At 60.2% G+C, this 25,095-nt stretch carries 27 protein-coding genes; 17 read left to right on the top strand and 10 right to left on the bottom strand.

The window, feature by feature from the left end:
- Nucleotides 1-21 precede the first annotated feature (21 nt).
- From V4835_RS20750 to V4835_RS20730, 5 genes are all read left to right on the top strand, one after another.
- Nucleotides 22-708, top strand: coding sequence for a hydrolase (locus tag V4835_RS20750; RefSeq protein ID WP_331413534.1), 687 nt, complete (start codon nucleotides 22-24; stop codon nucleotides 706-708).
- Nucleotides 709-769: 61 nt separating this feature from the next.
- Nucleotides 770-991, top strand: a complete 222-nt coding sequence (locus V4835_RS20745; protein WP_331413533.1) for a DUF1427 family protein — start codon at nucleotides 770-772, stop codon at nucleotides 989-991.
- Nucleotides 988-1,248: a XapX domain-containing protein gene (locus tag V4835_RS20740; protein ID WP_023334358.1), complete on the top strand. Its 261-nt coding sequence runs from the start codon at nucleotides 988-990 to the stop codon at nucleotides 1,246-1,248. The genes V4835_RS20745 and V4835_RS20740 overlap by 4 nt, the downstream gene beginning before the upstream one ends.
- A gap of 23 nt (nucleotides 1,249-1,271) precedes the next feature.
- Nucleotides 1,272-1,652, top strand: a complete 381-nt coding sequence (locus V4835_RS20735) for a response regulator transcription factor (RefSeq protein ID WP_063143235.1) — start codon at nucleotides 1,272-1,274, stop codon at nucleotides 1,650-1,652.
- Nucleotides 1,653-1,661: 9 nt separating this feature from the next.
- Nucleotides 1,662-7,244, top strand: a complete 5,583-nt coding sequence (locus tag V4835_RS20730; protein ID WP_331413532.1) for a trifunctional serine/threonine-protein kinase/ATP-binding protein/sensor histidine kinase — start codon at nucleotides 1,662-1,664, stop codon at nucleotides 7,242-7,244.
- A 3-nt stretch (nucleotides 7,245-7,247) separates the two neighbouring features.
- On the opposite strand, the gene V4835_RS20725 is transcribed toward V4835_RS20730, so the two are convergent.
- The gene (locus V4835_RS20725; protein ID WP_331413531.1) at nucleotides 7,248-7,865 is read right to left on the bottom strand and encodes a response regulator transcription factor; all 618 of its coding nucleotides are present in this window, start codon (nucleotides 7,863-7,865) and stop codon (nucleotides 7,248-7,250) included.
- A gap of 185 nt (nucleotides 7,866-8,050) precedes the next feature.
- A complete protein-coding gene (locus V4835_RS20720) occupies nucleotides 8,051-8,437 on the bottom strand; it encodes a VOC family protein (protein WP_063143238.1) in 387 nt (128 codons plus the stop codon).
- An 88-nt stretch (nucleotides 8,438-8,525) separates the two neighbouring features.
- On the opposite strand from V4835_RS20720, the gene V4835_RS20715 reads away from it, so the two are divergent.
- A complete protein-coding gene (locus tag V4835_RS20715) occupies nucleotides 8,526-9,128 on the top strand; it encodes an ATP-dependent Clp protease proteolytic subunit (RefSeq protein WP_008501342.1) in 603 nt (200 codons plus the stop codon).
- Between the two features lie 134 nt (nucleotides 9,129-9,262).
- Nucleotides 9,263-10,384 (top strand): ribosomal protein uL16 3-hydroxylase, encoded by a 1,122-nt coding sequence (locus tag V4835_RS20710; RefSeq protein ID WP_214594782.1) that lies wholly within the window; start codon nucleotides 9,263-9,265, stop codon nucleotides 10,382-10,384.
- A 91-nt stretch (nucleotides 10,385-10,475) separates the two neighbouring features.
- On the opposite strand, the gene V4835_RS20705 is transcribed toward V4835_RS20710, so the two are convergent.
- Nucleotides 10,476-11,891, bottom strand: coding sequence for an aminotransferase-like domain-containing protein (locus tag V4835_RS20705; protein ID WP_331413525.1), 1,416 nt, complete (start codon nucleotides 11,889-11,891; stop codon nucleotides 10,476-10,478).
- A gap of 176 nt (nucleotides 11,892-12,067) precedes the next feature.
- Here V4835_RS20705 and V4835_RS20700 point away from each other — a divergent pair, with 176 nt between their 5' ends.
- Nucleotides 12,068-12,229, top strand: coding sequence for a DUF1127 domain-containing protein (locus V4835_RS20700; protein WP_045357378.1), 162 nt, complete (start codon nucleotides 12,068-12,070; stop codon nucleotides 12,227-12,229).
- Nucleotides 12,230-12,269: 40 nt separating this feature from the next.
- Here the strand turns inward: V4835_RS20700 and pdxR are convergent, their stop codons facing one another.
- Nucleotides 12,270-13,658, bottom strand: a complete 1,389-nt coding sequence (pdxR, locus tag V4835_RS20695) for a MocR-like pyridoxine biosynthesis transcription factor PdxR (RefSeq protein ID WP_063143241.1) — start codon at nucleotides 13,656-13,658, stop codon at nucleotides 12,270-12,272.
- A 102-nt stretch (nucleotides 13,659-13,760) separates the two neighbouring features.
- Between pdxR and V4835_RS20690 the strand changes: the two genes are divergently transcribed.
- Nucleotides 13,761-14,240, top strand: coding sequence for a carboxymuconolactone decarboxylase family protein (locus tag V4835_RS20690; RefSeq protein ID WP_023334367.1), 480 nt, complete (start codon nucleotides 13,761-13,763; stop codon nucleotides 14,238-14,240).
- On the opposite strand, the gene V4835_RS20685 is transcribed toward V4835_RS20690, so the two are convergent.
- On the bottom strand, nucleotides 14,227-15,129 hold the full coding sequence (locus V4835_RS20685) for a LysR family transcriptional regulator (protein ID WP_331413521.1): 903 nt from the start codon (nucleotides 15,127-15,129) through the stop codon (nucleotides 14,227-14,229). The genes V4835_RS20690 and V4835_RS20685 overlap by 14 nt on opposite strands.
- 100 nt (nucleotides 15,130-15,229) lie before the next feature.
- Here V4835_RS20685 and V4835_RS20680 point away from each other — a divergent pair, with 100 nt between their 5' ends.
- Nucleotides 15,230-16,645: an aldehyde dehydrogenase family protein gene (locus V4835_RS20680; protein ID WP_331413520.1), complete on the top strand. Its 1,416-nt coding sequence runs from the start codon at nucleotides 15,230-15,232 to the stop codon at nucleotides 16,643-16,645.
- 50 nt (nucleotides 16,646-16,695) lie between these two features.
- Here V4835_RS20680 and V4835_RS20675 read toward each other — a convergent pair whose 3' ends face one another.
- Nucleotides 16,696-17,217: a GNAT family N-acetyltransferase gene (locus tag V4835_RS20675; RefSeq protein WP_331413519.1), complete on the bottom strand. Its 522-nt coding sequence runs from the start codon at nucleotides 17,215-17,217 to the stop codon at nucleotides 16,696-16,698.
- Between the two features lie 3 nt (nucleotides 17,218-17,220).
- Nucleotides 17,221-17,490, bottom strand: coding sequence for a type II toxin-antitoxin system TacA family antitoxin (locus tag V4835_RS20670; RefSeq protein WP_063143245.1), 270 nt, complete (start codon nucleotides 17,488-17,490; stop codon nucleotides 17,221-17,223).
- A gap of 216 nt (nucleotides 17,491-17,706) precedes the next feature.
- Here V4835_RS20670 and V4835_RS20665 point away from each other — a divergent pair, with 216 nt between their 5' ends.
- The 5 genes from V4835_RS20665 to V4835_RS20645 all read left to right on the top strand — a co-directional run bounded on the left by V4835_RS20665 (nucleotide 17,707) and on the right by V4835_RS20645 (nucleotide 21,558).
- Complete coding sequence (locus V4835_RS20665; RefSeq protein WP_331413517.1) at nucleotides 17,707-18,030, top strand: antibiotic biosynthesis monooxygenase family protein; 324 nt, start codon at nucleotides 17,707-17,709, stop codon at nucleotides 18,028-18,030.
- 68 nt (nucleotides 18,031-18,098) lie between these two features.
- On the top strand, nucleotides 18,099-18,794 hold the full coding sequence (locus tag V4835_RS20660) for an ArsR/SmtB family transcription factor (RefSeq protein WP_331413516.1): 696 nt from the start codon (nucleotides 18,099-18,101) through the stop codon (nucleotides 18,792-18,794).
- Nucleotides 18,795-18,942: 148 nt separating this feature from the next.
- Nucleotides 18,943-19,413 (top strand): MarR family winged helix-turn-helix transcriptional regulator, encoded by a 471-nt coding sequence (locus V4835_RS20655; RefSeq protein ID WP_063143248.1) that lies wholly within the window; start codon nucleotides 18,943-18,945, stop codon nucleotides 19,411-19,413.
- Nucleotides 19,410-20,477: an HlyD family secretion protein gene (locus tag V4835_RS20650; RefSeq protein WP_154816112.1), complete on the top strand. Its 1,068-nt coding sequence runs from the start codon at nucleotides 19,410-19,412 to the stop codon at nucleotides 20,475-20,477. Before V4835_RS20655 ends, V4835_RS20650 begins: the two co-directional genes overlap by 4 nt.
- Nucleotides 20,478-20,481: 4 nt before the next feature.
- A complete protein-coding gene (locus V4835_RS20645; protein ID WP_048976410.1) occupies nucleotides 20,482-21,558 on the top strand; it encodes a DUF2955 domain-containing protein in 1,077 nt (358 codons plus the stop codon).
- On the opposite strand, the gene V4835_RS20640 is transcribed toward V4835_RS20645, so the two are convergent.
- Complete coding sequence (locus V4835_RS20640) at nucleotides 21,555-22,826, bottom strand: DUF445 domain-containing protein (RefSeq protein ID WP_331413514.1); 1,272 nt, start codon at nucleotides 22,824-22,826, stop codon at nucleotides 21,555-21,557. The genes V4835_RS20645 and V4835_RS20640 overlap by 4 nt on opposite strands.
- 171 nt (nucleotides 22,827-22,997) lie before the next feature.
- Between V4835_RS20640 and V4835_RS20635 the strand changes: the two genes are divergently transcribed.
- Together V4835_RS20635 and V4835_RS20630 are read left to right on the top strand one after the other, a co-directional pair.
- Nucleotides 22,998-23,285 (top strand): BrnT family toxin, encoded by a 288-nt coding sequence (locus V4835_RS20635; protein WP_010427219.1) that lies wholly within the window; start codon nucleotides 22,998-23,000, stop codon nucleotides 23,283-23,285.
- Entirely contained in the window at nucleotides 23,272-23,574 is a 303-nt protein-coding gene (locus V4835_RS20630; RefSeq protein WP_116342305.1) for a BrnA antitoxin family protein, read from the top strand. Before V4835_RS20635 ends, V4835_RS20630 begins: the two co-directional genes overlap by 14 nt.
- A gap of 30 nt (nucleotides 23,575-23,604) precedes the next feature.
- Here the strand turns inward: V4835_RS20630 and V4835_RS20625 are convergent, their stop codons facing one another.
- Entirely contained in the window at nucleotides 23,605-24,243 is a 639-nt protein-coding gene (locus tag V4835_RS20625) for a LysE family translocator (protein WP_331413511.1), read from the bottom strand.
- 47 nt (nucleotides 24,244-24,290) lie between these two features.
- On the bottom strand, nucleotides 24,291-25,034 hold the full coding sequence (locus V4835_RS20620; RefSeq protein WP_331413510.1) for an AraC family transcriptional regulator: 744 nt from the start codon (nucleotides 25,032-25,034) through the stop codon (nucleotides 24,291-24,293).
- Nucleotides 25,035-25,095 lie beyond the last annotated feature (61 nt).

The following is a 25,095-nucleotide window of genomic DNA, read 5'->3' as shown; positions in this document are numbered from 1 at the left end:
CCTTAACCACTGGAAAATGCTATGACCTCTTCAAAGCTCGAAGTGTTAACCCCTGCGAACTGTCAGGTAATCTTTATCGATCACCAGCCTCAGATGGCGTTTGGCGTGCAGTCTATTGACCGCCAGGTGCTGAAAAACAACACCGTGGCGCTGGCGAAAGCGGCCAAAGTGTTCAACATCCCGACCATCATCACCACCGTTGAGACCGAAAGCTTCTCCGGTAACACCTATCCGGAGCTGCTGGACGTGTTCCCGGGCCAGGACATCCTGGAGCGTACCTCCATGAACTCCTGGGACGACCAGAAGGTGCGCGACGCGCTGAAGGCCAACGGCAAGAAGAAGGTGGTGGTTGCCGGCCTGTGGACCGAAGTGTGCAACAACAGCTTTGCCCTGTGCGCGATGCTGGAAGGCGACTACGAAATTTATATGGTGGCGGACGCGTCCGGCGGCACCTCCAAAGAAGCCCACGACTACGCGATGCAGCGCATGATCCAGGCGGGCGTGATCCCGGTGACCTGGCAGCAGGTGATGCTGGAGTGGCAGCGCGACTGGGCGCGTAAAGATACCTACACCGCGGTGATGGATATCGTGCGCGAGCACTCCGGCGCGTACGGCATGGGCGTGGATTACGCCTACACCATGGTGCACAAAGCGCCGTCTCGCCAGAAGAGCGAGCACCGCACCCTAGCGCCGGTCCCGGCTCGCTAAGTTCCGCTGGCGGGCTGGTCCCTCATCCGGCTCGCCGCCGCCTCTTTCTCTGGAGTTCACAATGAGTACTGGGCTGATATCCCTTGCCGCAGCCGTGTTGATTGGCCTGATGTATGCCGTGCTGAAGGTGCGCTCCCCCGCGCCGCCCGCGCTGGCGCTGATTGGCCTGCTCGGGATGCTGGCGGGTGAACAGGCGACGCGCCATCTGTTATCCCGCGACGCCGCGCCCCCTCCTCATGTGACCGTTCCGCAGGCCAACTCGCAGACGGGAGCGTCGTCATGAAAGCATGGATAATTTCGCTGGTGTGCGGCGTGGCTGCTGGGGTAATTTACGCTCTGCTCGACGTCCATTCCCCGGCGCCGCCGGTTGTCGCCCTGCTTGGCCTGTTTGGCATGCTGGTGGGCGAACAGCTCATCCCGGTGGGTCGGCGTTTACTGAGTCGCGAACCGCTTACCCTCGCCTGGTTTCGTCACGAATGCGTGCCGAAAATCAGCGGCACGGCGCCCCCTGCGCCCGCGAAGGACGATCGCGACGTTTAATGATTTGTTAGAGGAAAGACAGCATGACGCTGCCGTGGCGCATTGCCATCATTGATGACGAACGTTCCGTCCGCAGCGGGCTGAGTAATCTCCTGGAGTCGGAAGGCTATTCGACCGATACGTTTGATTCGGCAGAGGTATTTCTGAGCCATCCTTTCGCCCTGTCCGGCGCGGCGCTGGTGATCACCGATATCAAGCTGCGGGGCATGAGCGGCCTGGAGCTGTTTGACAAGCTGCGGCTGCTGGCCGTACCGCCGCCGCCCGTGCTCTTTATCTCCGGTCATGCTGATGAAAATATGCAGCGGTACGCTCTCAGTCTGGGCGCCGCTGCATTTTTGCGTAAGCCCATTAACATCGATATTCTGCTGGAGCATATTCAGCGGGAGCTGGCCCGCCGACAATAAGGATCGCGGATGAACGAACACGAGCAGCCTGCATTCTGGCCCGCCCCGGGGAATCTTCACCAGGGGCGGGTTTTTGTCCTTAAAGAGGATGTGATTTTTACCGTGCTGGCACAGGAGGGCGGTATCGCCTGGATGCACGCGCGACATCCCCATTCCGGAGGCTCGTTCATTATCGCCACCGCGGTGAGCGACGAAGAGGAAGAGCGGGCCACCCGGCTGCTTAAAAACGAGTTTGCGCTGCGCGACGTGCTGCTGGACAGCTGGGCCATTCGCGCCGTTGCCTCTACCCAGTATCGGGGGCGCTTCGCGCTGGTGTATGCCCCGTTTGCGTTTGAGCTGCTGGCGCGGCGCGCGGGCAGGGCGATCTCGGGGATCGCGCGCTTTATCGAGATGGCGATCCAGATCTGCGTTCCCCTGCGCCAGATGCATCTGCAAAACCTGATCCACGGCGATATCAAGCCCGGCAGTATTTTTGTTCATCACGATGTCACCTGCCGTCTGGGCAGCTTTGGCCTTTCCAGCAGTCTCTCCGAAGCCGTCTCCCAGACCCGGCTTCCCGTTTCAGGCGGTACGCCCGCGTATATGTCGCCGGAGCACACCACCCGCACCCAGCGCCCCGTTGACGGCCGCAGCGATCTCTACAGCCTCGGCATGGTGCTGTATGAACTCCTGACCGGACGCCTGCCGTTTGAGCTGGGGGAGGACGATCGGGCCAACTGGGCGCACTACCATATTGCCTCGGCGCCGCTGGCCCCGGACGCGATCCGCCCGGACGTGCCGGGAATGCTGTCGACGATCATCCTGAAGCTGCTGGAAAAGCACCCCGATAACCGCTACCAGACGGTCGACGGGCTGATTGCCGACCTCCGCCGCTGTCAGGCGACGCTGACCTGCGAGGGCGAGATTGCCGCCTTTACGCCCGGCCAGCAGGACCGCACCCCGGCGATCCATCTGGCGGACTCCCTGTTCGCGACGCATCCGCAGGCGAACGACGTCATTGCCGCGTTTGAGCGGGTGGGGCAGAACCTGGTGCCGGAGCTGGTGACGATCGGTGGGCCGTCGGGGATCGGCAAATCCTCAATTATCGCGACGGCGCTCAAAACGCTGCAGCAGCGTACGGTGCTGCTGGCGGTGGGCAAAGTCGATCAGTTTTCACCGTCGCTGCCCTACGGCGTATTAAGCTCCGCGTTCCGCACCCTGACGCTGCACCTGCTGGGGCTGCCCGCAGAGGACGTGGCGAAGTGGAAAATCCGCCTCTCACGCGCCCTGGAGGGGCACGAGGCGCTGGCCGTCAGCCTGGTGCCCGAGCTGGGCCTGCTGCTGGAGAGCAAGCCGCGCTTCTCGGCGGATACGTTTTCCATTGATGCCCGGGCGCGCTTCAGCCATATGGTGCTGGCGCTGGTAAAAACCTTTGCCTCGCAGGGCTGCCCGCTGGTGCTGGTGCTCGACGATCTCCAGTGGAGCGACGCCGCCAGCCTGCAAACGCTTAAATATCTGCTGATGAACTGCGCCGCTGTTCCGCTGCTGGTCGTCGCGGCCCACCGGGATATCAGCACCGTATCCGACGCCGCCCTGCAGGCGCTGCTGGCGAGCCTGCCGGAAGCGGCGCAAAACGCGAGCGAGATTGTCCCGCAGGCGCTTTCCGTGAAAGCGGTGGCGCGCTGGCTGGCGACGGTATTTCGCACCCGCAGCGCGGCGACGACCGACCTCGCCACGCTGATCCACGAGAAGACGGGCGGCAACCCGCTCTTTGTGCATGAGTTTTTCCGCCGCATCGTTGATGACGGCCTGGTGGTGCACAACAAATATCAGGACAAGTGGCACTACGATCTGCAGGCGATCCGCGCCAGGCATTACACCGAAAACGTCGTCACCCTGGTGCTGGAGCAGCTTGAAGAGCTGCCCGACGAGACGCGCCGGCTGCTGGGCAGCATCGCCTGCCTCGGCGGGACGGGCGAGATGGAGATGATCTGCCGCGTGGTCGGCATATCGATGGCGGAAATGCGCTATGCGCTGCACCCGGCGGTGATGGCCCAGCTCATCGTGCTGACGGAAAAAAAGTACGCCTTCACCCACGACCGGGTGCAGGAGGCGGCCTTTGCGCTGCTCGAACGGCATGAGAAAAGCCATATTCACCTGACCACCGCCAGCCTGCTGGCCGACGCCGCGCGTCAGGCGGCAGGGAACGAGCTGCTGTTCCGCGCCGTTCACCACGTCACGGCCGCGCTGGACAGCATCCAGCCCGCGCCGCAGCGGCAGATGTTCCGCGAGCTGAGCCTGCTGGCCGCGCGACGCGCGAAGCGTTCGGGAGATTATCTTTCGGCGCTCGGCTATATCCAGACCGCCAGAGCGCTGGGCAACGCCGGGACGGTATCGGACTTTATGCTCGACATCGAAGAGGCGGGCTGCGAGTTTGCGCTGGGCCATCTGGAGCGCACCCGCGAGCTGTGTGACGCCATTCTCGGCTGCCCCGGCGGGCTGACCGAAAAGGCGCTGGCGGCCAACCTGCTGGTGGAGGTGTACATTCGCCAGTCGGACAGCCGCCTGGCGCTGGAGGCGGCGCTCTGCTGGCTGGGGATTTTCGGGATCCAGATTAGCCGCTATCCGGAAGATGCCGACTGCGACGAGGCCTGGGCGCTGTTTTGCAACCGCACGGCCGACGCGCCGCAAAACCTGTTTGCCCAGCCGTCGCGGATGGATAACCCGGAAACCGAAGCGGTGATGAACCTGCTCTACAGCGCCAGCATCTGCGCCAGCTTCATCTGCCCGCGCCTGCACTTTTTGCTGCTTTGCCGCATGATGCACCTGACCCTCGACCACGGCATTACCGGCGCGTCCACCACCGCGATGGCCTGGTTTGGCGTGCTGATTGGCCACCGCTACGCCGAGTACCGCCTCGGGTTCCAGTACGGCACCCTGGCCCGCGAGCTGGTCAATCGCCACGGCTACGACGCGTTTGAAGCCAAAACCCTGCTGCCGCTCGACCAGCTCAGCGTCTGGACCCAGCCTTTATCGTTTACCATCGAGTGCGCGAAGGCCTGCTTCACCTCGGCGGTGACCCACGGGGATATGACGATGGCCTGCTTTGCGGCCTGCCATCAGGTGATTAACTTCCTCTCGCGGGGCGATCACCTGGACGGGGTGCTGACCAGCATCGATCGCGGCCTGGCGTTCGTGCGTAAAACCCACTTCCAGGACGTGGAAACCATTCTGATGGTCCAGCGCGGCTACGTCGAGTTCCTGCGCACGCCGGTCATCGGCACCTGGACGGCATCGCAGGTGTTGCCGGAGGCGCTGCTTCCCGCGTCGCCGGAGCAGGCGCCGGAGAAGAACGCCACCATGCTGTTCTGGTACTGGCTGTATCGCGGCATGGCGCACTTTACCTGCGGCGAATATGCCGACGCGCAGGCTGATCTTGAGATGGCGGGCTGGTACGCGTGGTCCGCGCCGGGGCATATCCATCTGCTGGATTACCATCTCTACAGCGCCCTGGCGCTGTCCCGTCAGCTGACGCCGGAGACCTTCTCGGCGAACCACCGTCGCAGCATTCACGCCCACTACGACAAAATTGCCCTCTGGGCGCGCATTAATCCGGGCACGTTCGCGGATAAAGAGGCGCTGATCTACGCCGAAATCGTGCGTCTGGACGGGATGAACAGCATTGCGCTCGAGCAGTATGAGAAGGCGGTCCGGCTCTCCCGCGAGGGCGGGTTTAACCCGATTAACGCTCTGGCCCACGAGCTGGCGGGGCGCTTCGCGCTGGCCTGCGGCTACCCGACCGCCTCTGACGCCCACTTCCGCGGCTCGATTGCCGCCTGGGGACGCGCGGGGGCGCAGGCCAAGGTGCGCCAGCTGGAGCAGGATTTCCCGCATCTGCTGGCCTCCGGGCAGGCCAGCGCCTACGACACGGTGGCGTTCGCCCAGAACGAGACCATCCGCGATCTGCAAAGCGTGATCAAAGCCTCCCGCGCGCTGTCGGAAGAGATTAACCTTGAGCGCTTAATCGAAAACCTGATGACGATCCTGCTCGAACGCGCCGGGGCGCAGCGCGGCCTGCTGCTGCGCGTGAGCGATAACCTCATCCCGGAAATTGAGGCCAGCGCCTGGACCAGCACCGAGGGCGTGCGGGTGCGGATCCTGAAAGACGTGCCGACGGCGACCGACCTGCCGCTGTCGGTGCTGGCGGCGGTGATCCGTACCGGACAGGAGATCCGCACCGGCAGGCCGGAGGAGTTCCATCCCTTCAGCCAGGACCCCTATCTGGTGACCTCGGGGGCGGCGGTCATGTGCGTTCCGATGTTCAAACAGGCGCGGCTGGTGGGCGTGCTCTACCTGGAAAACCGCCTGATGCCGGAGGTCTTCACCGCCGAGCACTCGCGCGTGGTGAGCCTGCTGGGCGCGCAGGCCGCGGTATCCCTGGAGACGGCGCGCCTGTACGCCGAGCTGCTGGCGGAGAACATCCAGCGCCGACGGGTGGAGAAAGAGCTGCGATCCAGCCAGACCTCGCTGATGCTCGGCGAGCAGATCAGCCACACCGGCAGCTGGCGCTGGGAGCTGGAGCAGGATCTGATGTTTGTCTCGGAAGAGTATGCCCGCATTCTCGGCCTGCCCGAGCAGCAAAAGATGATCTCCATGGCGGAGTTTTTAACCTTCGTCCATGAGGATGATTACGCTCGCATCAGCGCCATCGTCACCCGGAGCGTGCGCGACGGGCTCTCCATGCGCGCGGAGTTTCGGGTTAAGCGTACCGACGGCTCAACGCGCTACCTCCTCGGGATTGGCGATCCGGTGGGCGTGGGCAGCGAGGTGAACGAGTATTACGGCATCATTACCGACATCACCAGCCAGCGCGCCGCGGAGGATGCCATGCGGGTCGCGCAGGCGGATCTGGCGCGGGTGTCCCGGGCCACCACCGTCGGGCAGCTGACCTCCTCCATCGCCCACGAGATCAACCAGCCGCTGATGTCGATCGTCTCGAACGCCGGGGCGAGCCTGCGCTGGCTCAGCCGCGAGCCCGCCCGGCTGGATAAAGTGCGCGAAGGGCTGGAGGAGATCGCCGCGGAAGGCGCGCGGGCGGGGGAGATCATTCGCAGCATCCAGTCCCTGACGCGCAAGCAGGATCCCACCTTCTCGCGCATCGACATGCACTACCTGATCCACCATATCATCACGCTTTCGCGCAGCGAGCTGGAGCAGAGACACATTAGCGTTGATTACCTGTTAAGGGCGCAGGACAGCTTTATCACCGGCGATAGCGTGCAGATCCAGCAGGTGCTGCTCAATCTGGTGATGAATGCGGTAGAGGCGATGGCCGAGGTGAAGGATCGCGCCAGCACCATTACCCTCAGCACCGCCAACGCGGACGGGAAAGTGATCGTCGAGATCGCCGATACCGGGAGCGGCATTGAGCCCGAGCGGCTGGAGCAGATTTTTGACTCGTTCTACTCCACCAAGGCGCAGGGGATGGGGATGGGGCTGACCATCAGCGCCAGCATCATCGAGCGCCACTGCGGGAAGCTGAGCGCGCGCCGCCGGGAGCCGTACGGCACGGTGTTTGCGTTTGCGCTGCCGCTGGCGGCGCAGGAAGGGTAAAGGTTACTCTGCGGGCAGGCTATTGGTCAGACGCTCAACGGCCCTGACCAGCTCCGCCACGGAGCGCACCTGCATTTTCTCCATCACGCGGCGGCGGTGCACCTTAACCGTGATTTCGCTGACGCCCAGTTCGGCGGCAATCTGCTTGTTCAGCATGCCGGTTATCGCCAGCGTCAGCACCTCGTGTTCGCGCGGGGTGAGGGACAGATGGCGCTGCTTCAGGGCGTAGTGCTCTTTATTGCGCGCGGCGTTGTGTTCCGCCAGCTGAAGCGCGGACTCGATGGCGTCGATAAGCGCGGTGGATTCGACGGGCTTGGTGAGAAATTCGTACGCACCGCCTTTAATGGCGCGCACCGACATCGGGATAGTGCCGTGGCCGGTAAGAAAAATAATCGGGATCTCGCGCCCGCTGTCCTTGAGCGCGTCAGCCACCTCAAAGCCCGAGATGGCGGGCATTTGCATATCGAGGACCACGCACGACGGTAGCTCCTCAAAGCGGTGTTGAAGAAACGCTTCTGCCGATGAAAAGCCGACGGCGTTCAGGTCTGCCGAGTCCAGCAGTCCGATCACGGACTGCCTGACGGCGTCATCGTCATCAACCACATACACAATGTGTTCCATTCACCGCCCCGGTGCTGATTTACATGTCGAGGATGCAAACAATCCCGACCGTTACGTAAGGGACTGTTTATGCTGACTTTCATCTTAACACATTAACTATCATTATCATTTCACAATATGATAACCGTATGAAGATGAAGTATAGCGATACGTGGCCGGGGCGGTTAAGCAGCGAAACGCTGATTTTATGCACCCACAAGCTCGATGCGGTTGCCGTCCGGATCCGCTATGACCGCTTCATAGAAGCCGTCCCCGGTCATGCGTGGGGCGCTGAGCAGCGTGCCGTTTGCCTGCGCCCGCTCGGCCATGCTGTCGACCTGCGCCCTGCTGCCAACGTTGATGGCGATATGCGCCCAGCCGATAAACTCCGGGTGCGCAGGGGCGTCGGGCAGATCCGGCAGCGTCATCAGCTCGATGGTCGGCCCGTTATCCAGCGTAATAAAGTGTGATTCGAAACCGGGACGATTTTTACTGACGTAGCGTTCGTTGCTGCGGCCATTAAAAACCGTTTCCCAGAACTGAACCTGTGCGTTCAGGCTGCGGGTCCAGAGTGCGACATGGGCAATATTCATATGCTCCCTCGTTATTTGTCTGTGAGGACTTTGATCGGTAAAACAGGCTACACTCTGGTTTTGAGCGCTACAAGCTGAGGAAATAACAATGCACTACACACTGAAAGAAAGCGACAAGGATAAAGCGGAAGGGTCAAACGGCGCGGGCGCTCTGCAGCAAAAACTGCTGGAGTCCCGTTCGATTGTGATCTCCGGTGAGATCAACCAGGAGCTGGCGCAGAAGGTCATCACCCAGATGATCCTGCTGCAAAGCGTCAGCAACGATCCGATCAAGCTGTACATCAACAGCCAGGGCGGCCACGTGGAAGCGGGCGATACCATCCACGACTTCATCAAGTTCATCCGTCCGGAAGTGCACGTTATCGGCACCGGCTGGGTGGCGAGCGCCGGGATCACCATCTTCCTGGCAGCGAAGAAAGAGCACCGCTACTCGCTGCCAAATACCCGCTTTATGATCCACCAGCCGCTGGGCGGCGTGCGCGGTCAGGCAACGGATATTGAGATCGAAGCGCGCGAGATCATCCGCATGCTGGATCGCGTGAACAAGCTGATCGCCGACGCCACCGGCCAGCCGCTGGAAAAAGTGAAAAAAGACACCGATCGCAACTTCTGGATGTCCCCGGCAGAAGCGCTGGACTACGGCATCGTGGGTAAACTGATTACCCATTATGACGAGCTGAAGCTGGATTAAGATTTACGTCGTGTACGTGTCGGGTGGCGGCTTCGCCTTACCCGACCTACACGCCCTCGTTTGACCCATGACAAGTTCCCCTCGTACCGTCTCTTCTATAATCGCGCCTGTTTCCCCTCTCACTGGTGCTACCCATGGCGTATCAACTGAACCTGAACTGGCCGGAATTTCTTGAGAAATACTGGCAAAAACAACCCGTAGTGCTGAAAAATGCCTTCCCGAATTTTGTCGACCCGATTACCCCGGACGAGCTGGCAGGGCTGGCGATGGAGCCGGAAGTCGATAGCCGTCTGGTGAGCCATTTCAACGGCAAATGGCAGGCCAGCAATGGTCCGTTTGAGCACTTTGACGATCTGGGCGAAACCGGCTGGTCGCTGCTGGCGCAGGCGGTGAATCACTGGCATATGCCCGCCGCGGAGCTGGTGCGTCCGTTCCGCGTCCTGCCGGACTGGCGTCTGGATGACCTGATGATCTCCTTCTCCGTGCCGGGCGGCGGCGTGGGTCCGCATATCGATCAGTATGACGTGTTTATCATTCAGGGAATGGGCAGCCGCCGCTGGCGCGTGGGCGACAAGCTGCCGATGCGTCAGTTCTGCCCGCATCCGGCGCTGCTGCATGTGGATCCGTTTGAGCCGATCATCGACGAAGATCTGGCCCCGGGCGATATCCTCTACATCCCGCCTGGATTCCCGCACGACGGCTTTACCCATGAGACGGCGCTCAACTACTCCGTCGGCTTCCGCGGGCCGAACGGTCGCGATCTGATCAGCAGCTTCGCCGATTACGCGCTGGAAAACGATCTGGGCGGCGAGCACTACAGCGATCCGGATCTGACCTGTCGCGAACACCCGGGCCGCGTGGAGCAGTACGAGCTCGATCGCATTCGTCAGATGATGATCGACATGATCGGCAAGCCGGAAGATTTCACAAAATGGTTCGGCAGCTTTGTTTCCACGCCGCGCCACGAGCTGGATATCGCCACCGCCGAGCCGCCGTACGCGCCGGAAGAGGTGCTGGACGCGCTGCAGGGCGGCGAAACGCTGTCCCGCCTGAGCGGCCTGCGCGTGCTGAACGTTAACGGCAGCTTCTTCATCAACAGCGAACAGCTGGAGACGGTAGACGCGAAGGCGGCGGATGCGCTGTGCCGCTACACCGAACTCGGCCAGGCCGAGCTGGGCGATGCGCTGAATAACCCGGCGTTTGTTGAAGAGCTCACCGGGCTGATTAACCAGGGGTACTGGTACTTCGACGAGTAGTGCGGCCTGTTGCCCGGTGGCGCTGCGCTTACCGGGCCTACAACGGCAAGAACGTAGGCCGGGTAAGGCGAAGCCGCCACCCGGCAAAACACTACCCCTCCATCGCAATCACAATTGCCTCGCCAATCTTCTTCAACGCCTCGCGATTTTTATCCGTCGGCGGCAGCGCCACGTTGATCCGCAGACAGTTGCGGTACTTCCCGGAGGCGGAGAACAGCGACCCGGCCGCGGCCTGGATCTTCAGCCGACACAGCTGCTTGCTGACGCACACCATGTCGACCTTCTCCGGCAGCTCAATCCACAGCAGGAAGCTGCCCTGCGGGCGCGTGACGCAAATCTCTGCCGGAAAATACTGCCGCACCCAGCAGGTGTAGGTTTCCATATTCTGCTGATAAATCTGGCGCATACGGCGCACGTGACGATGATAATGGCCGTCGCGAATAAACGCCGCCACCGCCATCTGCGTGCCCGGAACGTTAAACCCGCCCGCGGCGTATTTCATGTGCATCACCCGGTCGTAATAGCGCCCCGGCACAATCCAGCCGACGCGCAGGCCCGGCGCCACGGTTTTGGTAAACGAGCTGCATAGGATCACGCGGCCGTCGATATCCATCGAATGAATGGTGCGCGGGCGCGGGTACTCCGCCGCCAGCTCGCCGTAAATGTCATCCTCCACGATCACGATATCGTGCCGCTGGGCGAGGGCTAAAACCTGCTTTTTCCGCGCCTCCGGCATGATAAACCCGAGCGGGTTATTGCAGTTGGGCACCAGGATCACCGCCTTGATCGGCCACTGCTCCAGCGCCAGCTCTAACGCCTCGATGCTGATCCCGGTCTCGGGATCGGTGGGAATTTCAATCGCCTTGATGTCAAACCCGCGCAGCATCTGCATGGTGCCGTGAAACGACGGCGACTCCACCGCCACGATATCCCCCGGCTTGCACACCGAGAGCAGGGCGATCGACAGCGCGCCGTGGCAGCCGTTGGTGATGACAATCTCGTTCGCTGCCACCGTCGAGCCGCCGTCCAGCATCAGGCGGGCGATCTGCTCGCGCAGCTCCAGGCGGCCGTCGAGCACGTCGTAGCTCAGCATCTCGGCAGGATTATGCTGCGCGATGCGGCTCATCTCGCGCCACAGGGGCTTCAGGCTCGGCTGGTTAATATCCGGCGAGCCGCCGCCAAAGGAGATCATCTCTTTGTCGGCGCGGGCGTCCAGCAGCATCATCACCTCATCCCACTGGGTCACATCGACGGGGCGCTGCACCGGGCGCGTCATGGCCGGGACGGGCGGCTGGGCTTTGCGCTGCGAAACAAAATAGCCGGAGCGCGGCTGAGGGGTGATCAGCTGGAGGTTTTCGAGGATCTGATAGGCCTGCTGTATGGTGCTGATACTCACGCCGTGCTCCTGGCTCAGCGCGCGTACCGACGGCAAACGTTCGCCGCTGCGATACAGCCCTTGTTCAATGCGTTCTGCCAGAAGGTTGGCGAGATGTTGATAGCGCGTCATGCTGTATCCTTTGTTTTCACCATACAGATTGTAAAACCAGTACAGATTGCCGTAAAAATTGGCATGCAGATACTGTTTTAGCGGATCTGTATGTTAAACAAAAGTTGTTTTTGAGTCTGTATTGCACAGACCGATTTCCAGGATGATAACCCCACTGGTACAGTGAGGAGAGCATCATGGAATTCTATGAGAATCGTTCAAAACGTCCGTTCGTCGTGTTTGTCTGGATCGGCAAAACGATCTGCAACTGGTATCGCATCAACCGTACCCGCCGCATTCTGAGCCAGATGAGCGACGAGCAGCTCAAGGACGTTGGTTTATCCCGCAATGATATTTAAACCGTAGGCCGGGTAAGGCGTAGCCGCCACCCGGCTATTTTCAGCTCAACAGCCCAAGCGTCTGCCGCTTCGGCCTTTCCAGCAAATCCACCGCCTCCTGATACGACCGCACGTTGTTATAGCCCATCACCAGCCCGTAGCGTTTGCCCGACCCGCGATACCACTCCGAAAGCGCATTCACCTGCAGCTGCTGTTCCTGCCAGCAGCGCGCCACTTCCCGGTCACAGCTTCCTCTGGTCAGAAACGCCACAACATGCATCCCGCCGTCGTTTTGCTCGGTGAAAAACAGATCGCCATACACCTCTCGCAGGGCGGCAATCATCCAGTCGCGGCGGGTCTGATACAGCGTGCGCATCTTTTTCAGGTGACGGAAAAAATGCCCTTCGTTGAGAAACGCGGTGAGGATCTTTTGCGTCAGCACCGGCTGGCCGCTGGTGGTAATGTCCGCGCAGTCGGTAAAGGCCCCGACGGTGCTGGCGGGCATCACCACGTAGCCCATGCGCAGCGACGGCATGATGGTTTTACTGAAGGTGCCCATAAAAATCACCCGGTCGTGTTGGTCGAGGCTTTTCAGCGACGGCAGCACCTTGCGGGTGTAGTGAAACTCCCCGTCGTAATCGTCTTCAATGATCCACGCCTCGTTCTGGCTGGCCCAGTCGAGCAGCTGCTGCTTGCGCGGCAGGGAGAGGGTGACCGCCAGCGGGCTCTGGTGCGACGGAGTGACGATGGCAAAACGCGCGTCGCGATGGTGACGAAGCAGGTAGTCCGTGTCGATACCTGAACGGTCGACCGGCACCGTGTGCAGGCGCGGCACGATCCGCTTGAGCAGCTGCTGGCCCATAAAATAGCCCGGATCTTCAAACACCACCTTGTCGCTGCGGCTGGCAAGCGTGTCGAGGATCAGCCGCAGGCTGCCGCTGTAGCCGCTGGTGATCAGCACCTGTTCGGCGCTGCAGGACAGCCCGCGTGAGATATTGAGATAGCGGGCGATGGCCTGGCGCAGCGGATACCAGCCCGGGACGGGCGGATTGAGCATCTCCTCCTGACGCATGGCGCGCGTCGCCTGGCCTGCCAGCAGCAGCCATTTTTTGTACGGGAAGCTGTCGAGGGCGGGGATGCCGGGGCGCAGAAACCCCGCCCGCTCGCGCTGGCTGATGAGCGATGCCGGGAGCGCGCCGGTGGGCTGTTCCGCAGGGGCAGTCTTATCCGGCAGCAGTAAATCCGGGTTGACCCGGGTGCCGCGCGCGCCCTGGCTCACCAGATACCCTTCGCCCGTCAGAATGGCATACGCCGTTTCGACGGTTTTACGCGCCACCTTCAGCTCTTCCGCCAGCACGCGGATGGCAGGCACCTTATCGCCCGGCTTCAGCACGCCGCGCGTGATGTTGTCGCGATAGCGGGAATAAATCTCGTGATAGCCCGGCTTCATGTCCTACCTCGTTTCACGCTTTTTGTATCTTTTTACTATGTCATGAACGGCGTAGATTTGCCTCATCGCATGACACATACCGTGTAAATTAGAGGAAAGACAATGAGCACCCGCGTTAACCACCATAAAGTTACACCTGCCCTCGCCAACGCCCTGTCCGCCCTGAGTATGGAAGTGGCAAAAACCTCCATCGACCCGGCGCTGAAGCACCTGATCGACATTCGCGTATCGCAGCTGAACGGCTGTACCTTCTGCCTGGATATGCACTCGAAAGAGGCCAAAATCGCCGGCGAGCGCGAGCTGCGCCTGTACCATCTGGCGGCCTGGCGCGAGTCCCCGCTGTTCAGCGCCCGTGAGAAAGCCGCGCTGGCCTTCACCGAAGCGCTGACCCAGATTGGCGTTCACGGCGTGAGCGACGCGCTCTACCGCAGCGTGGCGGAGCACTTCTCCGACGTGGAAATTTCGGAGCTGAACTTCGCCATCGTGGCGATCAACGCCTGGAACCGCCTGGGGATCACCTCCCGCATGGAACCCGGCTCGCTGGACGCGGCTTACGGGCTGAATAAGGCTAACCTGGAATAATCCCGCGCTCGCGGATCGTCGCCACCAGCGCCCGTAGCCCTGGCGGAACGTGGCGATGGCCGGGGTAATACAGGCGCAGCCCGGCAAAAGGCTGCGCCCAGTCGTCTAAGACGCTCACCAGTTCTCCCCGCTCAAGCTCTTCCCGGATATACAGTTCCGGCAAAAATCCCACCCCTAATCCCGCCTTCACGGCGCGGATCGAGGCAAAAAGATCGGACGTTGCAAAGCGCGGCGGCACGGCAAGGGCGTACGTTTCCCCCCGACGCGCCAGCTCCCAGCGGTAGATCCCGCCGTGGGCCATGCGCATGCCGATCCCCTGATGTGAAAGCAGATCGTCCGGCGTCTGCGGAATGCCGTGACGTGCAAAATACTCCGGCGTGGCGGTGACCAGCTGGCGGATATCCCCGGTCAGCGGCACGGCAATCATGTCCTGCGGCACGGACTCCTCAAGGCGGATCCCCGCGTCAAAGCCTTCCGCGACGATGTCGATCATTCGCGCTTCGCTGACGGTCTCTACGCGCATTTTCGGGTAGCGGATCATAAAGTCGATCAGCAGCTGGTCCAGAAACAGGGTGCCGATATGGTTCGGCACGTTCAGACGCAGCGTGCCGGTAAGTTCTCCGGTGTCGCTGTGGATCTCCTCGCTGGCGAGACGGATCTCCTGCAGGGCCGGGCCGATACGCGCCACGTAGCGCTGTCCGGCGTCGGTGAGCGCCACGCTGCGGGTGGTGCGGTTAAAGAGGCGGGTATCAAGGCGGCTCTCCAGCCCGGCGATGGCGTTGCTTACCGCCGTGGCGGACATGCCCAGCTCCTGCGCTGCGGCGCGAAAGCTGCCGCGCCGCACTACCGCCATCACCACTTCCAGCTCTGTCAGACCTGAACGATGCATAGATTATCCTGAAAATCGAAACAACCCTTGCAGCATAGCGTGGATTATCGCAACGGAGAAGCCGTGCCAGACTGTGCTCACACAGCCTGAGGAGGTTTATATGCACACCATCGAACAGATCTTTATTAACGGCGAATTTGTTACTCCACACGGCACCGAGTGGTTTGATTTGTACAACCCGGCGACGGCGCAGGTCATCGGCCAGGTTCGTCTGGCGGATGAAATTGACGCAGAGCGCGCCATTGCGGCGGCAAAAGCGGCGTTTCCGGCGTGGTCGCAGACCACAAAGCAGGAACGCATCGCCGCGCTAAAACGAATGCACGCCGCCGTGGCCGCTCGCCACGACGATCTGCTGGACGCGATCGTTGAAGAGTACGGCGCTCCCGCCTCGCGCTCGGCGTGGATGGCCAGCTATCCGGCGGAGGTGATTGCTCAGGCCATTGAGGCGCTGGAGGCGTTTGAGTTCGTCACCCCCGCAGGCGCGGCAACGGTGCAGATGACGCCGCTTGGCGTAGCGGGGCTGATTACGCCGTGGAACAGCGACGCGGGGTTTATCTGCGGCAAGCTGGCGGCCGCGCTGGCTGCGGGCTGTACGGCAGTCATCAAGCCGAGCGAAATGAGCGCCCTGCAAACCCGGATTGTCACCGAAGCGCTGCGCGATGCCGCGCTGCCGCCGGGCGTGTTTAACATCGTCACCGGGCGCGGCGAGACGGTAGGTGAGACCATCAGCCGCCATCCGGACGTGGCAAAAATCTCGTTTACCGGCTCCACGAATACCGGTAAGGCGATCCTGCGCAACGCGGCGGAGAGCTTTAAGCGCGTGACCCTGGAGTTAGGCGGCAAATCGCCGACGATCCTGCTGGATGATGTGGATCTGGCGCAGGCGATCCCATTGGTGATTCAGGCCGGGTTTATGAACAGCGGGCAGGCATGCGTGGCCGGAACGCGCATTCTGGTGCCGCAGGCGCGTAAGGCGGAGATCGAAACCGCGCTGGCGCAGGCCGTGTCGGCGGTGAAATCCGGCGACCCGCGCGATAGCGCGACGGACGTCGGCCCGATGGTCAGCGAAAAGCAGTGGCAGCGGGTGCAGGGCTATATCCGTAAAGGCATCGAAGAGGGGGCGCGTCTGCTGGCGGGTGGAGAAGGGAGACCGGACGGGACGCGAGACGGCTGGTTTGTGCGCCCGACGCTGTTTGCCGACGCGAACAACCAGATGGCGGTTGCCCGTGACGAGATTTTCGGCCCGGTGCTGTGCGCGATCCCCTATCGTGACGAGGCGGAGGCTATCGCCATTGCCAATGACACAGAATTCGGACTGAGCGCGATGGTGCTGGGCGGCGATGCGAACCGCGCGCGACGCGTGGCGCAGCAGATTGTTTCCGGTCGCGTGCTGGTGAACACGCTTGCCCATGAACCGAAAGCGCCGTTCGGCGGGTTTAAGCACTCCGGCGTGGGGCGCGAGATGGGCGAGTGGGGGATTCGGGCATTTATGGAGCCGAGGTCGATTCTGGGTTAAGACCGCTGAAGGTAAAGTACGCCCCGCTAGCCGGGGCGTTACGTGCTGGATTACTCTTCAAACACGCTCTCAAAGGTTTTCGTCGGCAAGAACAGGGTGAATTCATTCTCGGCCAGGAGCGGTATGAACCCCATTTTGAGGTAAAAATCTTTGGCTTTATGGTTGAGTGCTTCGACAAACAAGCCGTGAATGCCGACGGCAAAGGAGGCCAAATAAACGGTCCTCATGGCATGAATAACGAGTAATTCTCCGTAGCCTTGCCCCTGAATATGTTTATCAATCGCCAGACGGCCAAGGGTGACGCTCGGCACATTTTTATAAGGAATACGTTTTTGCTGAGTTTTAGAGGGCAGGTAAGCCTTTTCAAAACAGCTTCCGGAGAGCGTGTAATAGCCCAGAATACGCGGTTTTGGCTCTCGTGTGGTGAGGACATAACCCCGCAAAAACTTTCCACGATGCTGGCGTTTCAGGTGTTCCGTCAGGAAAGTGTTAAGGCTCTCTTCTCCACAGTCGAACTGGCTTAGGTCGTACTCAACGTCTTCTGAAAAAATCCCTATCTTCACGTCGTTCACGTTTTACTCCATATCCAGGAGACGCTTAGCCGCTCGCTTCAGGCGGTCATTTGGCGCAGGCGGATTGCTGATGGCATCCATCACCGTATTCCAGGATGCCTCGCTAAGGACCAGGCGGCGGTGCTGGTCAATTACCTCTGCTGCGCGTTCAGAGGCTGTGCTGACCATGAATTGTGAAATCGACTGGTTTGTCATTGCCGCCGCTTCTTCGATCATGTTTTTGTCATCTTCGGTTAACCGGAGATCGATGCGCTGTTTCTTCAGTGCTGACATGGTTTCATTCTCAATCTTTATCCTGGCTTAACGCCTCGTTTTACCTGTAAAACTAATGTACGGCATTTATCCGTACATTAATCATAGGTGCGTCATCACCGGAATGCAACGAGAAGTTGAGCGTAGCGCCATCCGGCACAACACTTCGCTCCTTACCGAAGCATTGTGCTTTTTCCTCCTGCATTCTCTCCTCAACCTCACAACGGAGAGACACCCATGATTGCAGTCATTTTCGAAGCCCAGGCGGAGCCCGCGCATCAGGCGCGCTATCTGCAGCTCGCCGCCGAACTCAAGCCTCTACTGGCGGACATCGACGGCTTTATTGATATCGAACGTTTTCAGAGCCTGACCACCGACGGCAAAATCCTTTCCCTTTCCTGGTGGCGGGATGAAGAGGCCGTCCGCCGCTGGAAGCAGAACGTCTTCCATCAGGCCGCGCAGGCCGAAGGGCGGGAGTCGATTTTTTCTTTCTACCGTATTCGGGTGGCGCAGCTGGTGCGGGAGTACAGCTCCGAAACCGAAAGGCACGCGGATGTATGACGTTCACCTTATTCTGCCGACAGATAATGATAAGCTGGCCGCAGAGATAACCAGACCCTGGGCGACGAATGCTAAAGACGAGCTTACCCCCTGATAACAGCGCGGCGCTGGAGCAGGCCGTTGCGGCGGTGGCGGCGGCAATGGCCGATCCGTCGCGCGTGAAGATGCTGTGCGCGCTGATGGACGGGCGGGCGTGGACCGCTACCGAGCTGAGCGCGGCGGCAGACGTTGCGCCGTCGACCGCCAGCGGGCATCTCGCCCGGCTGGTGGAAGGGCAACTGATTACCTGCCTGTCTCAGGGACGGCATCGTTACTATCGCCTTGCCGGGCATGACGTGGCGGCGCTGGTCGAGCAGATGATGGGGCTCTCCTGGAGCCGCATCACCCCGCCGGAAACCACCGCGCCGAAAGCCATGCGCGAAGCGCGAACCTGCTACGACCATCTTGCCGGAACGGTCGCGGTACAAATCTATGATTTCATGCAGGCGGAAGCGTGGCTGGAGGTAGACGGTTCAGCGCTCACGCCGTATGGCCGCGAGCAGTTCCTGAAGCTCGGTATTCCGCTAACGCCTCACCCCCGTCGTAAGGCCTGCTGCGCCTGTCTGGACTGGAGCGAGCGGCGGTTTCATCTTGGCGGCGAGGCCGGCGCGGCGCTGTTGATTTATCTGGAAAGTAAAGGCTGGATCCAGCGGGTGGCGGGGTACAGGGAGGTGGTGGTGACGGCTTCCGGGAAAAGTGCCGTTCAGAGACTTTTTAGCCGCTAAAAAAAGCCCGGTGGCGCTGCGCTTACCGGGCCTACGTGTAAATCGCCTCCCGTAACCCCTTTCGCAATTCCTGCGCTTTTACCTCTCGTTTCTTGATACTTATCCTGATAACTATTATCTTGGCCGCGTGTGACGAGAGGTTTCCCCCATGAGTGAAGAAGAACTGTTCTGCCGCAGGCCGATGGGTATGCGGATGGCGATGATCGTGCGCCAGTGGCGTGCCGTCATTGACGATGCCATTCTCGATACCGGGTTAACCCAGTCGAGCTGGACGGTGATGATGCAGCTGCATCAGCTCGGGGATAACGTCTCGATGAGTGAGCTGGCGGAGGTGCAGGGCATTGAACTGCCGCCGCTGATGCGCACCCTCACACAGCTGGAAAAGCAGGGTTACCTGCTGCGCGCCGTATCGCCTTATGACAAGCGCATCCGGCTTCTGACGCTGACGCCTGAGGGAAAAGCCATATTAAAACGGCTCACTCAGGTGATTGAGACCTATCAGGCGCGCGTATCGCAAAACATCGCGCCGGAACATATCGACATTTTCAGCGCCACCCTGAATCAAATCGCCTGCAATTTGCGGACAATCCGCGAAGAAGATAACAAGACCGAAAAATAATGACTCCTGAACAAAAGTTTGCCCGCTGGGTAAGGGTGAGTATTGCCTCTTTCCTGCTGATGTTTGTCTACTTTATTGTCGCGGATATCTGGATCCCGCTGACGCCGGACTCCACCGTGATGCGCGTGGTGACGCCGGTTTCTCCGCGCGTCTCCGGCTATGTGGCGGCGGTACACGTCCACAACAACAGCCAGGTGAAGAAAGGCGATCTGCTGTTTGAGCTCGACGACACGCCGTTTCGCAATAAAGTGGAAGCGGCGCAAATTGCGCTTGAGCAGGCACGCCTTTCCAACGAACAGCTGGATGCGCAGATCGCCGCCGCGCAGGCCAGCCTGAAAACCGCCGTGCTGACCGCGCGCAACGACAAAGTGACCTTCGACCGCTACCAGAAGCTGAGCACGTTGCAGAACGTTTCGCAGTCGGATCTGGATAAGGTTCGCACCACCTGGCAGAGCAGCGAGCAGTCCGTCAGCTCCATCCAGGCCAATATCCATAACCTGCGCATTCAGCGCGGCGAGCGGGACGAGCACCGCAACGTGACGCTGCAAAAATACCGTAACGCGCTGGATGAAGCGGAACTCAACCTCGGCTGGACGAAGGTCTACGCCCAGGCGGACGGCACGGTCAGTAACCTGCAGTTAAGCCCCGGCTTTTACGCCTCCTCAGGTTCAGCCGCGCTGGCGCTGGTGAACAACCAGACCGATATCGTCGCCGATTTCCGTGAGAAGAGCCTGCGCCACACCCATCAGGGCACCGACGCCGCCGTGGTGTTTGACGCCTTCCCGGGGCACGTTTTCCGCGCCCACGTGACCAGCAGCGATGCGGGGATACTGGCGGGTCAGGAGGCCGTTAACGGCCAGCTGTCCGAGCCGGAAACCTCCAACCGCTGGGTGCGTGATGCCCAACGCATGCGCATCCACGTGGCGCTGGACGAAGAATTGCCGAAGCATCTGCCTACCGGCGCGCGCGCGACCGTGCAGCTCTACAACAGCGAAGGGCCGTTTGCGCGCTTCTTCTCCGGGATGCAGATCCACCTGGTGAGCCTGCTTCACTATGTTTATTAGTTCGATGTCTATTAGCACCCTGGCGAGGGTCTTTACCCCCCACGGCAACATCGTTTACACGGCAAATGACTTTCGCCAGACCCTGCGCATCGTCTTTGCCGGGATGATTGCGCTGAGCATCTCCAGCTTTTACAACACCAGCTACGGCGTGTTTTTCGTGGTCTACCCGATCATGCTGCTGTCGCTAGTGCCGGTATTTAATCGCCACGTGGCGAAGCAGTTTATCTTTAGTGCCGCGCTAAACTGCGTTGAAATGATCTTCATCATCGGCTATCTGTCGCAATGGCCGGTCATCATGACGCTGGTGGTGTTTGCCCTGTACGTGATGCGCTTTCGCTTTATGAGCAAGGGGCCGCTGTTCCTGTTTGGCTCAATGGGCGTGGTGTGCCAGAGCGTGATGCTCAACTTTATGAGCTACCCCACTACCAGCTGGCACACGCTGCTGTTTTCCAACATCGAAGCGAGCGTGATGGCGGTGTGCCTGAGCGCGCTGATGAACTATCTCCTGCCGGACGTAGAGCCCCGCAAGCCGCCGCCGCTGATTGAGAAAGACGACGCCCGGGTGCGCCACGAGTCGCTGCTCTCCGGTACCGTCGCGACGCTGATTTTCGTGGTGTTCCAGATTAGCGACTTAAGCGATTCGCTTTCGGCGCTGATGGCGGGGATTTTGATCCTGTTCCCGATGCACTATCGCGGTTCGGTGATGAGCTCTATCTGGCGCGTGGTCGGCGTGGTGCTGGGCTGTCTCTATATTCTGGTGGTGCAGCTGATCCTCTACGATCACAGCAGCCATATGCTATTGATGATGCCGCTGATCGGCCTTGGGCTGGCGTTTGGCGCGCGCCTGCACGTGATGGAAAAGGTGGGTGCGGGAGTGGGGTTTTCCAGTATTACCACCATCGGCATTATGTTCGGGCAGAACATGCACCCGGACACTGACCTGGTGTTCAGCGATCTCTATCGCATCACCTCCGTCACCTTTTCGCTGGTCGCAACGCTGACGATGGTCTTCCTGGTGCACCTGATCCTGAACCGCTTCGAGGCGACGCGCTACGTCATCGCGCCGCCTAAAGTAGATTAATGCCCCAGCACGGCAGGCAGTTGCGAGAGTAAAAACAGGATCAGGCCAATCGTCCCACCGACCAGCGTGCCGTTGACGCGGATGAACTGCAGATCTTTACCGATGTTAAGCTCAATCTGGCGGGACATGTCTTTGGCGTCCCAGCTTTTGACCGTGTCGCTGATGTGGCGGGTCAGGAACGCGGCAAAATCCGGTGCGAGGCGGTGCGCGGCCTGCTCAAGATGCTCGTTCAGCGACGCCCGCAGGCTGGCGTCGTTAGACAGCGTTTCGCCAAACCACAGCCCGGCGTTGGCGATGCGTTGCTTCACGCGTGAATCCTCGCTTTGCATATCCGCCTTCAGCCACTGGCGCAGATCGGCCCACATCTCTCCCAGATAGCGGTTAAATGCCTCATCGTTTTTCAGGTAGTGCTTGATGTTGTCGGCTTTCGCCGCCATTTCCGGATCGTTTTTCAGGTTGTCGATAAGCTTCAGCGTGGCGCGGTCGAACGCCTGGCGGATCTGGTGCGTGCGGTCGTGGCTGATGTCGTCCAGCAGCGTGTTCACCGCGTTCGACACCATCTCCGCGCTTTGATCGCCCAGCCACTCGGTGGGCAGCACCATCGCTTTGCGCGGGTGTTCGGTCTTCAGCCAGTGGACAATCTGATCGGAGATAAACTCCCGCGTACTTTCCCGCTGAATCAGGGTAATCAGGCGGTTGATGATGGCGTCCAGCAGCACCTGGTGGCGGTTGTTTTTGGTCATGCTCTCCAGCATCACGGCGCTGGTTTCGGTGAAATCGACCTTATCAATCGCCTTGTGCACCGCCCGTTTGAGCAGCCGCTGAATGCGCCCGTCGTCCGTGAGTTCGAGAAAACCGCTCATCACCTGAATCAAATGCTGCCCGACGCGCTGGGCGTTGTCGGGCTGGCTGAACCAGGTGCCAATCATCTGCGCGGGCTCGTAGCGGCGGATTAGCGCCACCAGCGACTGAGTATCAAGAAACTTCTCCTGCACAAACTGGCCGAGATTGTCGCCGATCCGATCTTTATTGCGCGGAATAATCGCGGTATGGCGCGAGATAAACGGAATGGGCACCCGGCGGAACAGCGCAACCACGGCGAACCAGTCCGCCAGCGCGCCGACCATCGCCGCCTCGGCAATGGCCTTCACGCCGCGCACCCAGAAGGTCTGCGGCAGGAACAGGGTGGTGATAAACGCCGCGGCGGCAACCAGCAGCAGCGACAGCGCCAGCAGCTTGGCGCGTTTGAGTTCGGTATGTTTTTCCATGGGTTAAGGATAGAGGGAAGCGGGGGAAAAGTGCAAAGAAGGAGAAGGACCTTCGCGTTTCAGCATTCTGGAATGCGCCTTCAGAAAATGAAATTGAACGATGTCGACCGGTTCAATTTACGAACGTTTTGTATATGCTTTTTTGTATATACAATAAGGGAAGGGTACACTATGCCAACGGAGTTTGAATGGGATACCAACAAAGCGAAAAGTAATCTCATTAAGCATGGGATCCGCTTTGAAGAGGCTGTTCTGGTGTTTGACGATCCTTACCATTTATCTCTGCAGGATCGTCATGAAAATGGAGAGTTTCGTTGGCAGACCATTGGCCTTGTACATGGTCTAATTGTCATTATGGTCGCACACACGGTACGTTTTGAAAGTGGTGACGAAGTCATTCGAATCATTAGCGCACGAAAGGCGGACCGTAAAGAGAGGAGCCGTTATGAGCATGGTTAAACATAAACGCGGTAGTGCGCCTGAGGTTAGTGCTCGTCGTGAGGCTGAGCTCAAAGCACTTGCCGAAAAATCGGAAGCAGAGATTGATTACAGCGATATTCCTGCTACGGGGGATGAACAGTGGTCAGGGGCGGTGCGAGGGAAGTTCTATCGGCCACTCAAAACTCAGGCATCTGTACGTATCGACGCTGACGTGATGGAGTGGCTTAAACGGCCTGGAAAAGGTTACCAGACGAGGCTCAATGCCATTTTGCGTGAAGCAATGCTGCGCGATCAAAATAAAAAATAAGCAACGGGCGGCGTCAGGCTGCCCGCTATCTCAGCGTATAATTTCCAGTAGCCGCCACAGCACCCATCCCCCAAACCCCATCAGCACCACTCCCGCCGTGCGCTCAATCCACCACAGCGAACGGCTAAGCTTCTGTTGAACCGCTCGTAACCCCATCAGCGACACCAGCGCCAGATCCCACGCCAGCACCATCATCACCATCCAGACGCCGCAGGTCGCCTGTTGAAGCAGCGTCACGTCCGGCCCCAGCAATGCCGTCATCAGCGCCAGATAGAACAGCGCGTTCTTCGGGTTTAACAGCGCCGAACCGATCCCCAGCAGGATCTGCTTGCGCAGCGAAGGGAAGCGCTGGTGAGTTTCATTCAGCGCCAAAGCCTGAGGTCGGCTGCGCACCAGATGCGAGCCGATCCACAGCAGATATAGGGCCCCGCAAAGCTCTATAAGCGTAAACAGCCACGAAAACTGGCGCAGAGCGCTCCAGCCGATAATGACCAGAACAATATAGAGTGCGTTACCCGCGGCGATGCCGAGGCACAGCCCGGCGCTGCCGCGCAGCCGATAGCGCGCGGCGTAGCCCACCAGCAGGAAGAAATCCGGGCCCGGGCTTAACAGGGCAACAAAATGCGCCAGCGCCAGGGCGAGAAAAGCGGAAGGAAAGAACAGTTCCATAGCGACCTCGGTTAACAATCCGAGGTCAGAGTACGGCGCTGCAGAACCTATTTATTGTCTGATATTGATCGGCCCGTGGCGTACTGGCGCGGCGTGGCGGCGGTATAGCTCACGAAGGTCTTATGAAAATGGCTCTGGTCTGCAAAGCCGCTCTGGTAGCCGACGTCTGCAATATTATCCCCGGCGCGCAGCCGCGCTTTGGCGTATTCCACGCGGGAGATATTGAGGAAGCTGCCCGGCGTCAGGCCGGTGTCCTGCCTGAATGTGCGGATCAGCGTCTCCTTGCGCAGCGAGAAGCGTTGGGCAAGCTCGTCGAGGGAAGGCGGGCAGGTGAGATCGGAAAGAAACGCCTCCTGAACCTGCTGGCTGGTTGAGCGAAGCGCGTCTGCGCTATCCGCACCGCGGGGAAGGACAGAAAGCAGTGTGTCCACAGACGCCGGAGACATTGTCTCGACAACCTCCAGGTAGTGGGCAAACAGATCAGGGCTACGAATCACCTGTAGCGCCAGCGGAAGCTCGGTGTCGATATAGAGCATATGGTAGCTGCGCGGTTGCCCGGCGACGGGGTTGCAGCTGTGCGGCGCACAGGCCGGGATCACGATGAGGTCCCCGGGGTTAAGGATGTACTCTCTGTCGTGACACACGCAGCAGGTCTGGCCCTCCACAATCGCGCCGATGGAGAGCTGAGGGTGACTATGGCGTTTGTACGCCTGCGTGCTCTTCCAGGTGCTGCGCAGCTCAAGGCCTGAGGCGCGGTGAAATGTCTGCCGGACGTGTCGGGTATCGGTCATGGGCGCTCCTTCTGAAGGTTTTTTATACCACGTCAGCGAACCGTCCGGCAGCGCTTCATTA

Origin of the sequence: Enterobacter cloacae complex sp. CARB60, from assembly GCF_036487345.1 — a bacterium.
Lineage (GTDB): Bacteria > Pseudomonadota > Gammaproteobacteria > Enterobacterales > Enterobacteriaceae > Enterobacter > Enterobacter asburiae_D.
The sequence above is the reverse complement of the archived record's forward strand: the minus strand, read 5'-3'. Positions and strand labels throughout refer to the sequence as shown.

Excerpts from the sequence above, each read along its gene's own strand:
- V4835_RS20700 (WP_045357378.1), top strand. The coding sequence starts at position 12,068 with ATGGAATTCTATGAGAATCGTTCAAAACGTCCGTTCGTCGTGTTTGTC.
- V4835_RS20685 (WP_331413521.1), bottom strand. The coding sequence starts at position 15,129 with ATGCATCGTTCAGGTCTGACAGAGCTGGAAGTGGTGATGGCGGTAGTG.
- V4835_RS20645 (WP_048976410.1), top strand. The coding sequence starts at position 20,482 with ATGTCTATTAGCACCCTGGCGAGGGTCTTTACCCCCCACGGCAACATC.
- V4835_RS20665 (WP_331413517.1), top strand. The coding sequence starts at position 17,707 with ATGATTGCAGTCATTTTCGAAGCCCAGGCGGAGCCCGCGCATCAGGCG.
- V4835_RS20715 (WP_008501342.1), top strand. The coding sequence starts at position 8,526 with ATGCACTACACACTGAAAGAAAGCGACAAGGATAAAGCGGAAGGGTCA.
- V4835_RS20690 (WP_023334367.1), top strand. The coding sequence starts at position 13,761 with ATGAGCACCCGCGTTAACCACCATAAAGTTACACCTGCCCTCGCCAAC.
- V4835_RS20705 (WP_331413525.1), bottom strand. The coding sequence starts at position 11,891 with ATGACGCGCTATCAACATCTCGCCAACCTTCTGGCAGAACGCATTGAA.
- V4835_RS20750 (WP_331413534.1), top strand. The coding sequence starts at position 22 with ATGACCTCTTCAAAGCTCGAAGTGTTAACCCCTGCGAACTGTCAGGTA.
- V4835_RS20655 (WP_063143248.1), top strand. The coding sequence starts at position 18,943 with ATGAGTGAAGAAGAACTGTTCTGCCGCAGGCCGATGGGTATGCGGATG.
- V4835_RS20680 (WP_331413520.1), top strand. The coding sequence starts at position 15,230 with ATGCACACCATCGAACAGATCTTTATTAACGGCGAATTTGTTACTCCA.
- pdxR (WP_063143241.1), bottom strand. The coding sequence starts at position 13,658 with ATGAAGCCGGGCTATCACGAGATTTATTCCCGCTATCGCGACAACATC.
- V4835_RS20745 (WP_331413533.1), top strand. The coding sequence starts at position 770 with ATGAGTACTGGGCTGATATCCCTTGCCGCAGCCGTGTTGATTGGCCTG.
- V4835_RS20720 (WP_063143238.1), bottom strand. The coding sequence starts at position 8,437 with ATGAATATTGCCCATGTCGCACTCTGGACCCGCAGCCTGAACGCACAG.
- V4835_RS20740 (WP_023334358.1), top strand. The coding sequence starts at position 988 with ATGAAAGCATGGATAATTTCGCTGGTGTGCGGCGTGGCTGCTGGGGTA.
- V4835_RS20735 (WP_063143235.1), top strand. The coding sequence starts at position 1,272 with ATGACGCTGCCGTGGCGCATTGCCATCATTGATGACGAACGTTCCGTC.
- V4835_RS20635 (WP_010427219.1), top strand. The coding sequence starts at position 22,998 with ATGCCAACGGAGTTTGAATGGGATACCAACAAAGCGAAAAGTAATCTC.
- V4835_RS20625 (WP_331413511.1), bottom strand. The coding sequence starts at position 24,243 with ATGGAACTGTTCTTTCCTTCCGCTTTTCTCGCCCTGGCGCTGGCGCAT.
- V4835_RS20670 (WP_063143245.1), bottom strand. The coding sequence starts at position 17,490 with ATGTCAGCACTGAAGAAACAGCGCATCGATCTCCGGTTAACCGAAGAT.
- V4835_RS20620 (WP_331413510.1), bottom strand. The coding sequence starts at position 25,034 with ATGACCGATACCCGACACGTCCGGCAGACATTTCACCGCGCCTCAGGC.
- V4835_RS20725 (WP_331413531.1), bottom strand. The coding sequence starts at position 7,865 with ATGGAACACATTGTGTATGTGGTTGATGACGATGACGCCGTCAGGCAG.
- V4835_RS20730 (WP_331413532.1), top strand. The coding sequence starts at position 1,662 with ATGAACGAACACGAGCAGCCTGCATTCTGGCCCGCCCCGGGGAATCTT.
- V4835_RS20630 (WP_116342305.1), top strand. The coding sequence starts at position 23,272 with ATGAGCATGGTTAAACATAAACGCGGTAGTGCGCCTGAGGTTAGTGCT.
- V4835_RS20660 (WP_331413516.1), top strand. The coding sequence starts at position 18,099 with ATGCTAAAGACGAGCTTACCCCCTGATAACAGCGCGGCGCTGGAGCAG.
- V4835_RS20710 (WP_214594782.1), top strand. The coding sequence starts at position 9,263 with ATGGCGTATCAACTGAACCTGAACTGGCCGGAATTTCTTGAGAAATAC.
- V4835_RS20640 (WP_331413514.1), bottom strand. The coding sequence starts at position 22,826 with ATGGAAAAACATACCGAACTCAAACGCGCCAAGCTGCTGGCGCTGTCG.